This is a genomic window from Pseudomonas sp. IPO3749, from assembly GCF_013386605.1.
Taxonomy (GTDB): Bacteria; Pseudomonadota; Gammaproteobacteria; order Pseudomonadales; family Pseudomonadaceae; genus Aquipseudomonas; species Aquipseudomonas azotoformans_A.
This window is the reverse complement of the sequence record NZ_JACARN010000120.1, coordinates 23,626-33,863: the sequence shown is the minus strand read 5'-3', so window position 1 is coordinate 33,863 and position 10,238 is coordinate 23,626. Positions and strand designations below refer to the sequence as shown.

Annotated in this window: 7 protein-coding genes; 4 read left to right on the top strand and 3 right to left on the bottom strand. The window is 57.6% G+C overall.

Translation table 11 applies throughout. From position 1 onward, the window contains the following. The 3 genes from HX812_RS30820 to HX812_RS30810 form a co-directional block, all read left to right on the top strand. A partial coding sequence (locus tag HX812_RS30820) for a DUF1345 domain-containing protein (RefSeq protein ID WP_218643592.1) occupies positions 1–597 on the top strand: 597 nt, incomplete at its 5' end. Positions 598–670: 73 nt separating this feature from the next. Then, the gene (locus HX812_RS30815) at positions 671–1,525 is read left to right on the top strand and encodes an AraC family transcriptional regulator (protein WP_038845344.1); all 855 of its coding nucleotides are present in this window, start codon (positions 671–673) and stop codon (positions 1,523–1,525) included. Positions 1,526–1,561: 36 nt separating this feature from the next. Further along, positions 1,562–2,149, top strand: a complete 588-nt coding sequence (locus HX812_RS30810; RefSeq protein WP_038845342.1) for a LysE family translocator — start codon at positions 1,562–1,564, stop codon at positions 2,147–2,149. A 54-nt stretch (positions 2,150–2,203) separates the two neighbouring features. On the opposite strand, the gene HX812_RS30805 is transcribed toward HX812_RS30810, so the two are convergent. The 3 genes from HX812_RS30805 to HX812_RS30795 all read right to left on the bottom strand — a co-directional run bounded on the left by HX812_RS30805 (position 2,204) and on the right by HX812_RS30795 (position 8,962). Further along, complete coding sequence (locus HX812_RS30805) at positions 2,204–4,477, bottom strand: autotransporter outer membrane beta-barrel domain-containing protein (protein ID WP_038845339.1); 2,274 nt, start codon at positions 4,475–4,477, stop codon at positions 2,204–2,206. A 207-nt stretch (positions 4,478–4,684) separates the two neighbouring features. After that, positions 4,685–6,712, bottom strand: a complete 2,028-nt coding sequence (locus tag HX812_RS30800) for a hypothetical protein (RefSeq protein ID WP_038845336.1) — start codon at positions 6,710–6,712, stop codon at positions 4,685–4,687. A gap of 174 nt (positions 6,713–6,886) precedes the next feature. Further along, positions 6,887–8,962, bottom strand: a complete 2,076-nt coding sequence (locus HX812_RS30795) for a hypothetical protein (protein WP_050572412.1) — start codon at positions 8,960–8,962, stop codon at positions 6,887–6,889. Between the two features lie 224 nt (positions 8,963–9,186). On the opposite strand from HX812_RS30795, the gene HX812_RS30790 reads away from it, so the two are divergent. Beyond that, a complete protein-coding gene (locus HX812_RS30790) occupies positions 9,187–10,203 on the top strand; it encodes a LacI family DNA-binding transcriptional regulator (protein WP_038845335.1) in 1,017 nt (338 codons plus the stop codon). Positions 10,204–10,238: the final 35 nt, after the last annotated feature.

Below are 10,238 nucleotides of genomic sequence, written 5' to 3'. Positions count from 1 at the left end.
GTGTTCGGGATTGCCGTGGGCATCCTGGTGCCGGCCGACACCCTTGTCAGCAAAATCCTCATTGGCTGGAACGCCGGCGTCTGGACCTATCTGGTGCTGATGCTATGGCTGACCCGACGCGCCAAGGCCGAGGATGTAAAACGCATCGCCGAGATCGAAGATGAAAACGCCGGCCTGGTGTTGTTCACGGTGTGTATCGCCGCCATTGCCAGTTTGGCGACCATCACCTTCGAACTGGTGGGCAGCAAAGACCTGGCGACCTCGGAGCGCCTGCTGCACTACGGTTTCACCGGGCTGACCGTGATCGGTTCTTGGCTGCTGATCGGGGTGATTTTCAGCGTGCACTACGCTCGTTTGTATTACACCTGGGACGGCAAGGAACCGGCGTTGCGTTTTGCCGAGGGCCTGACCACCCCCAATTACTGGGACTTCCTGTACTTTTCCTTCACCATCGGCGTGGCGGTGCAGACCTCCGACGTGGGCGTCGCCACGCGTGGCATGCGCAAAGTGGTGCTGGGGCAATCGTTGATCGGCTTTCTGTTCAACACGGCGATCCTGGGGTTCTCGATCAATATCGCCGCCGGGCTGTTCGGTTGACGCTGCACAAACCTTCTAGACGCCCGGCATGTGCTGGGCGCTAATAGCTTCACTAAGCCCGCCTCGGTGTTTTATGGCCGCGCACAACTGGATCGACCTGTCCCAGGACGCCGACACCGGCATCGAGACCCTGCGCGCGCATTTTGAAGGCCACGCCTACGACCCTCACTGGCACGACAGCTACCTGATCGGCGTCACCGAACAGGGCGTGCAGCAATTCAACTGCCGCCGCACCCGCCACAATAGCGTGCCGGGCCAGGTGTTCCTGGTGGAACCCGGCGAGCTGCATGACGGAGACGCGCCCACCGCAGACGGCTTCACCTACCACATGCTCTACCTCGAGCCGCACTGGTTGGCGCGGGAAGTCAGTGCGGTGTTCGAAGAAGCGCCGCTGGACAGCCAGTTGAGTTTCGCCAGCACCTTGACCAGCGACCCACGCCTGGCCCTGGCCACCAGTCAGGCCTTCCGGACCCTGCACAGCGGCGAACTGCGCATCGTGCGCCAGCGCGCCATGGACCAGTTGCTGGAGCGCCTCACCGGCCAACTCTACTGGCGCACCCGCTACCGCAACGATCCGCGATTGCCCTTGGTGGCACACAAGGCGCGGGAATACCTGCATGCCCACTTGCACATTGATGTGGGCATGGACGAACTGGCGCTCGCGTGTGGCGTCGACCGCTTCCGCCTGACCCGTGCGTTCAAGAGCGCGTTTGGCCTGCCGCCCCACGCGTATCTGGTGCAACTGCGCCTGGCCCGCGCCCGGCATTTGCTGGCCAAGGGCGAACAACCGGCAGATGTGGCGATTGCCCTGGGCTTTGCCGACCAGAGCCACCTGGGCCGCTGGTTCGTGCGCGCCTATGGGTTGACGCCTGCGGCGTACCGCAAGCGCTGCTCAAATCTTCCAGACAGGCCACCCGCGGGCTTGTGAAGATCGACTCCATCGATTGATTGTTCGGAGTCCACCATGCTGGCGTTTATCCTGTTTGCCTTTGTCGCATCCATCACCCCAGGCCCCACCAATATCCTGGTGCTCAGCAACAGCGCACGCTACGGCTTCAAGGCCGCGTTGCCGATCATTCTGGGGGCTTGCATGGGCGCGGCGGGTATTGTGCTGCTGGTGGGCTCGGGCGTCGGCCAGTCACTGGTGCAGTTGCCCAGGGTACACAGTGCCATGCAATGGGCCGGTGTGGCCTGGTTGAGCTATCTTGCGTGGCAGATTTTCAGCGCGCCCGCAGCGGCCGTAGAGGTGCAGTCAACACACAAGCGACTGGGCTTGCGTGGCGCCGCCGGTCTGCAATTGATCAATCCTAAGACCTGGATGATGGCGCTGGCCGTGGTCAGTGTATTCGCGGGTCACGGTGCAGAACGTCAGAGCCAGGTGCTGGTGCTATCCCTGGTGTTTTTCCTGATAGCACTGCCGTGCCTCGGGGCCTGGGCGGTGTTGGGTGCGGGGTCGAGCCGGCTTCTGCGCTCGCCAAACGCCATGCAGCGCTTCAATCGGTGCATGGCCCTGCTTCTGTTGGGTTCGACCTGGCTGAGTGTGCTGATCTGAACGCAAAAAAAAGGGGGAAGCCTCGGCTTCCCCCTGTTCAACTCAACGACAACGTTAGAAGTCGTAACGCACACCGAAGTTGACACCCCACGGCTGATCGATCTTCTTGCCTTGGCTGGTTTCGACGTCAGCGTGCAACTTGACGTTCTCCGAAACCGACATCGCCAAACCGGCCGCCAGCTCGATGCGCGAGCCCGACAGGTCGTTGTTGAAGGTCTGGTCGTTGATGAACACCTTGTTGCTCTGATCGAACTCATGGGCCACGGCGGTACGCAAGTAAGGCTGCAACACACCGCCGCTTTCCAGCTGGATGTTCTTGCCGGCGGTCACGCCGAGCTTGCCCACCACGGAGCTGGAACGATCGCCCTTGGCCTGCAGGCCGTTGGTCAACTCGTAGCTTTGCGCCTGAGTGATGGTTGCCGACAACTGGCCGTAGGGTTCCACGTAAAAGTCGTTGTCCAGCTTGATATGACGGCCGAACTCCGCCGAGGCGCCTACGGCATTTTGCGCGTAGTTGCCCTTGGCTTTCTTGCCGTCGCTCATGGTCACGTCGTTTTCCGTGTGCAAGCGGTTGAGCTTGGCCACACCGTCGAAGTACAGCCCGCTTTCGGCGTCCAGCCAGGTGGCGTAACCACCCACGTAGTAACTCTTCACTTCGCCGCTGCTGCCACGGGTCAGGCTGAGGTCGGAGGCACTGTGACCGGCCATCACACCCGCGATCCACTGGCCGTCACCGCCGGACAGTGGCGCATCGGCACCGATGGTGAAGCCCTTCTGGTTCTGCGTGTAGCCCGCACCGTTCTTGTTCGCCGCCACGTCGAATTTGTTGCCGTAGCTGCGCATCCACATCCCGTTGCCAGCGCCTTCACTGAAGCGCAGTTCACCCATGCGCGTACGCAGGATGCTCATTTCGCCGTACAGCACGGTGGGCGCGCTGTTGAACAGGGCCAGTACCGAATGGGCGCTGGTGCTGGTGCCCTTACGGTTGGGGTCGAGGAACCAGTCGGTGCCGTCCTTCTGCAGACCGTAGGCGTACGCCCCGACATCCACCGTGCCGCTGGCCAGGCTGAACTGCGCATCCCCGCCTTCGGTGTGGACCACTTTGATCGGCTCGCCGTCGGCCAGGTTCGAGCCGCTGGCGGCCAGCATCAGGCTATGGTTGCCTTCAGCCTTGCCTGCCACGTTGAGGAAGTCGGTCTGATGGGTCAGGAAATCGGTGTTCATGATGAACGTACCGTTGCCTTCCAGGCTCTTCACGTCCAACCGATAGAACTCATCCGCCCCACCGAAATGCACGGCGCCGCCGCCCATCTTCAAGGCGGTGACATTGCTGTCGCCCACCAGTACCCAATGGGAAGCGTCATTCACACTCAGCTCGGCCACGTTTTTCAACTGGCCGGTCAGCCAGGCGCCGTTGTTGAGCTGCGCTTTGGCGGTGCTGCCCTCTTCGACCACGATGTCGCCGAACAACTCGCTGTGGTCGACGTTCATATTCGCAACGGAATTGCCGGTCACTTCCAGGATATTGCCGTTGCCGCCGGTCAGGGTCGAGCCATTGCGCACCTGAATATCAACTTGACCACCGCCCAGCTCATCTCCCTTGACCAGCAACGCAGCACCGTTTCGGCCCTCGGCATGTGTGCTGTCCAGTACAAGGCTGCTTGGGTTATCGATGTAGTATTCCTTCTCCAACACCACGCCATTCTGGCCGCCGACAATACGGCTGCCAATGGCGGTAGCATCCGCGCCCACCAGGTAGACGCCCACACCATCGTCTCGGGTTGCCGTGACATCTGAGTAGGTGAAATTCAATTGGCTGTACGCCGACGCCACTGCGCCCGTCGTCGACCCGGTGACGGTGCTGCCGAAAACATTCACGGTCGAGCCGTCAGTCGTCAAGAAATCGCGCCCTGCGACAATAGCCGCCCCGTTGGCATTGGTGATGGTGCTGGTGGTGATATCCGCTTCGCTGCCAATCAGTTGCAGGGCAAACGGCGAAGAACTGCGCGCTTCGACCGTCGCGCCATTCAAGGTGATTTTCGATCCATTGATGGCCTCGATGTCCTGGGCCAGGGTGCCTGCATTCAAGGTCATCCTTGCGCCAACCACCTGCGACTGACGGAGGGTCGAACCATTGGAGATCAGATGAGAGTCATTTTCGATCACCCAACTGTCTAGGTATTGACCCGGCCCGATCGTGTATTCATGGCCATCGATCAAGTGCGTGGTGGCTTGAGCAAGAGAAGCGCCAAACAGCAGGAAACCCATTGCCGGGGCCTGGACCGCGATGGCCAATGGATGTTTTTGGAAACGTGTGTTGGTAGTCATTCTGCGTGTATACCCGTGAAGAACCTTCCCATAGGGAACGAATTGACCGGCACCAAGCGAGATAGGAGCAGGCCTTGAGGGGCCGCAGACTAGAGAGAGAGGAAGAATGAATATGTAGGATTTATCTGGGATGTAATGCGCAATGACGGAGGGGTATTGATGGGGCTTGAAGAGGAGCACCTGTGCTCCTCTTCAAGCTAAGCACCACTATGGCCAAAGAGAGCCGTCGCAATAAGTCGGTGTTGAGCCGGAAAGATAAGTCCTTACCAGCGCAAGCGTTTCGGCAGAGTCCACAGGCGTGGTTCCCACAATGGGGACCGAATACTTGATGCGTACCGACCCCATATCCGTCATGTAGTCGTAGATTGGCTTGATGTACATCGTCCCCGTTTGGATGCGCACTTTGAACCCGAACGCGGTCTCAGTAGTCGTTGTTATCGTATGAGGGAAAGTTCCTGAAGCCGCAGCGATTGGCATGTTGCCAGCATCATTGCTGTGTGCCTGCCACGACACTGGGATAGTCATTCCTATAGCGAAACTCGAGCTCGGCGGAACAAAAACCTCCACATAACCGCCGGTCTGAGTTACATTTTTAACTGCGTTACAGGCAATGATCGTGACGCCGCCGGCCACAGCTGCCCCGTCTACAGTCGGTGCATCGAAGGAGATTACGTTTGCCGCGACATCAATGCCTTGAGCGGGTGAGATATCTCTATTGCTGGTGCCGGTCGTAACAATTTCATAATGCAACGGAAGAGGATTGCCAGCCGTGGTATTGCCATATTTGGCAATGATCGGCCACGGCACGCTCGTATCAACGACACCGGAAGGCGGAAGGTTCAAGTGATCGACCGGGATAACAGCAACCCTTTCACCCGAGTAAAACAGGTGAATAGTGAACGCCCTGGCGGAAGGCAATGGCGCAACAGTCCACAAAAGAATCTTGACAGGAGCGTCCAGTCCCTTGTCACGGCCATCCAGTTGATTCGTCAAGCCTGACACCGCCCCCGTCAATATCGGAAGTAGGAGATTTCTATTTGGCCGAGCAGGTTTGTCTGGGTTCACGGGGCCCACTTTGGACAAGTCCAGTTCAACAGTGACTTCGTCGGTTGTAGCGATCCAATAGAACACCCCTCCGCGTTCTACCGCATAGCGGACGCTCATTGCAATGGGCCCAAAACTGGCAGTGCCATACAAAAACTCAAGTACGGGATAGTCGACAGGAAACTCCCCGGGCAAAACGGTCGAACTCACTGGCAGTGGGCCGACTCGGCGAGTGCCAATGCTGGTGGTGAATTCGATGAATACATTGTCCCGCACACGATCCGCATCATAATTAGGGATGATGACGAGCGCCCCCGAAGCCGCTTCAGTATCATCCAGGTCGATCAGATGGTCGCCTGAGCCCGATAAGTTGACCGCAAACTTCACACCTGGAGCTCTCAAAATCGGCGCGGGACGAATCGCGATGCTCGCGGGCAGGCCGAGGGAGACACCACTGACATTACCCTCAACAGTCCGCAGTTGGTAATAGATGTCTTTCGCGCCCTCCCACAGCGCGGCCTGAGCCTCGGTCAATAGCACGACTTCATCGGGAAATACATCACCGGTTTCAACCACTACCCCATTGGGACCGTCCAACAGCTCCCACTTGTCCCCTATATGCGCGCCCTGAGCGTCGTAATCTTGAATCCGAAGCCTTGCCACGCCACCATTGGCATCGAAATACGCTTTAGTCAGCGGGCCGGAATGTCCTGCAGGCAACAACAAGGGGAACGGTCTAATACCTGCTGTATCAAAGGGTGCAATGCGGTTAACGATGAACGTGAATGTTGCGGAGCCAGACTTGTTGACCCCACCACCCGGTATACTCCTCGACACTGCATATTTGTAGGTGTGGGTGCCCTGGGTTAACCGATTCTGGGGAATCTCCGCTACATAAGGGCCCGGCGCAATGAGTACTTCCGATTTAAAAAGCCCACTTTGAAAATCCCCAATGTCATCAATATGATCATCTCGCGTAGAAGGATTAGCAACGGAGGATGGAGGAAACCATGTGGCTAGATTAAGTTTTAATGTGGGAGCGTCGACCGCTTCACGCTTCAATAAGCCCGGGTACATAATGTTATCAACATAATCTCCAGGTTGAGCTACCGCTGCTGTCAGTGTAATAGGCACAGCAGTAATCGTATTTTTATTTTTAATTTGCGCGAACGGACCCAGTTTCTTTTTCATGTCAATTACTCACCATAGTTGAACACACGAGTACCGATAACTCGCCCCGGTGACGAGGCGAACCTATTTAAAGCGTGCGACAAGGTGAACGCCTGACACTTAAAACGCCCGCACCAATGCACTTCAGGCTACATCCTGATCGCGAGCAAGCGTCAGCACCGAATCACTCTGCTACTACTTAAATGTCTTAAAGTCCTGTAAGAGTTTTATCAACTTATCAATCAACTCATTGAGTTTGCCCAGTTGTCCGCCAGGCGAACGCTCCGGCGCCTCAAGCCATTGCACATCTGAGCCATCACAAAAGCCGTGATCACCGGGTTGGCAGGGCTCTTCGGAGTTGGGGAACACTCGGTCTATGCGCACTTTGCCCATGGATGAATGACCAATAAGGACGCCGTTCCGATAGAGGTAATATTCTGCTGTAGCCGAGGCGAACCTGCGCATCGGCTCGATCTTGGTGTCCCAAGGCAAGACCACCATCGGCACGCTTTTACTCACAAAGTGCTCAGGTTTGATGGTCTCAAGCCCTTCGAACTCGGTACCTAAGATCGGTTGCTCCCAATTAATGACTTTGTACCCCTGCCAAAACAACCGAACTTCGTCATCAACCCGCATACGCGAGTCGATAGGTATGGTCCAGCGAACGCCATGACAAGTGGCAGGCCGGGATTCACAGGTCAGAAGTTTGGCCCCGCCGTGCAGCGAATGGGCAATTGCCGGCGCATCAAGATCAAACAATGGATCAACATGCACATTCACCAAGGTTTCAGGCGCTTGCTGCTCATTCACGCCATTGCTGGTGGTATAGAACACCGGTAACGCAGCGTGATTGCCCTCTGCAACAATGTCCGTGCCTGAGAGATCGGGTACAAAACGAACCAGTTGATCGAACGCATCGCCTAGTTGCACGGTGTAGTACGCGAGCGGCCCTCTGTTCCCATAATAGAGGGCAAGGACTTCGCCCGGTTTGGGATCGACGTACAAGCGCACCCAGACACTGGCACCCAACACCCGGTCCCGCTGGTCCAACTCGTTGATCAACCCCGACCCATTGCCGATGACCTGCACGTTTGCAAGCGTAAGGTTAAGTTTGGCCGGCGCACCGGCATGGTCTTGGCCCGCAATGGTCCAGTCTTGCCAGAAAAAGTCGATAGGTGACAGGAACGGCGTGGGTCGACCGGGCCGATGTATCTCATATTGCACAGGCACCTGCTCACGCACCAAGGGGCCGGGTTGGCGCAAAATGCTCCAGGGAATCGGTACAGAAAAAGGAAAGCCGGTGATTCGCAGCGGCGGCAGTACGCGCTGCCCGTTCCAGATCATCACAACCTCGTCGCCCGTCATGAATCCAGGGTATTGAGGCGCAGGTATCTGGGCGGCAATACCTGCACGTGCATCATCTCGCTTGAGCAACAAGTCAAGGTAGGCAGGCGGTCGAATGACCGGCGCCTGCAGGCCGCTAGGGGAAGGGATCAAGCTGACGGGAAAGCTCGTTGAGGCCGTCAAAGGGCTGAAGTTTCCTGACCGGTCATAGGCCCGGCCAGCCATGTAAGCCGTGCCATTGGGCAAGGCTCGGAAATGGTCTCGGTCGACACAGATGATCAAAGGCTCATCGGTAAAATTGAGCGTCTTGATGTCCGTATGGATCAATGGGAAGGGCGGTGTCACATTCGACAGATAAGTAGAAATCTGGTCGCCCTTGGCTCGGGCCACAAAGGCGGGGAGTTCAATCTCTATACATGGATTGTCAGCGAGTACTTGTTCGGTGATGCCGGTGGCGGCGATGCTTGGATCAACAAATCTCGGGCCATCGGAAGGAAGCAGAAAGGTCGGCGGGTTTCGATCTACCCTCAATGTCCTGATGGGTGAATCCACATCGGGACTGCCAGGCTCTTTCACTCGATACAGCAGCTCAATGACAGCGTCGAAATACAGCATGAAATTGCGGGGTACGGACAACGAAAATGGGTCGGGCGCCGCTAAGTAATCTGCTCTATTGAACACTCGTGAATCCGCCACCGACTCGACACCGTTGACGCGCCAAATCAACTCCACCGTGTTGTCCCTTAGCAGCGAAGGGCCTGGCGCCCATTTCTTGATCCAGCAAACCAAAGGCATCTCACGATAGGGGATTACGATCAGGCCTTCCGGATCAGATACAGGTACACCGACAATCTCGGCAAAGGGGTCGAGCGCCAACACACCGTTGCGCCGCGCTAGGGGGTAACCGGGGCTTTCCTTTCCAGACATGGCGTGCGCTCCCTTTAAGTAGCTGGTTCGTTAAGCACGATTAAGCGCCAGTCGCCCGTACCTGACTACTGTCAGAATTAACAGGTTCACCTGCCCATTCGTCGTTTCACCTCCATTGACTTCCCCAACATTTTTTATCCATCACTTGACGCTCCCCCTTCACTTGGTGTCTTCTGAAACCGGTTTCAGCTCCGCCACTCATCCAATAAGAAAGGCCTGCCACAGTGACCTCTTTTTCCGCCGCCCAGCGCAGCCGCGTCACCATGCTCGACGTCGCCGAACGCGCCGGTGTCTCCAAGGCCAGCGTTTCTCGTTTTATCGGCGACGACCGCGCCCTGCTCTCCGATGCCATTGCCTTGCGCATTGAACAAGCCATCGAGCAACTCGGTTACCGCCCCAACCAGATGGCCCGTGGTCTAAAACGTGGCCGCACACGCCTGATCGGCATGCTGGTGGCCGATATCCGCAACCCTTATTCCATTGCCGTGATGCACGGCGTCGAAACCGCCTGCCGCCAGCACGGCTACAGCCTGGTGGTGTGCAACACCGATCGCGATGACGAGCAAGAGCGCCAGCACCTGGCGGCCCTGCGTTCGTACAACATCGAAGGGTTGATCGTGAACACCCTCGGCCATCACCTCGACCAACTGCTGGAACTGCAGCGAGAAATGCCCCTGGTGCTGGTGGACCGCAAAGTCGAGCCGCTGCACAGCGATCTGGTGGGGTTGGATAACCCCGCAGCCGTGCGCATGGCGGTGGAGCACTTGGAGCAACAGGGTTATCGCGATGTGCTGCTAGTGAGCGAAGCCACCGATGGCACCAGTTCGCGCTTGGAGCGCCTGGAGAGTTTCAAGGCTGAGATTGCCAACCGTCCGAAATTGACCGGTGCCGTGCTGGAACTGGATGACGCGCTGCAACACCACCTGCAAACCTTTCTCGCAAAACCTGGCCCCAAGGCGCTGTTCTGTGCCAACGGCGTTGCGGCACTGGCCTGTACGCGTGCGCTCAAGAACCTTGGCTGCAACTTATTCGATGACGTAGGCCTGATCGCCCTGGATGACCTGGATTGGTATCCCTTGGTGGGCGGCGGCATCACCGCCCTCGCCCAACCCACCGACGCCATTGGCGCCTCGGCGTTCGACTGCCTGCTCAAGCGCTTGCGCGGCGACACCGAACCGACGCGTACCCTGGATTTCTTGCCCCAACTGATTATTCGAGGCTCAACACAATCCATTGTTTGATTTTCGCTTAAAAATGAAACCGGTTTCAGAGGTAA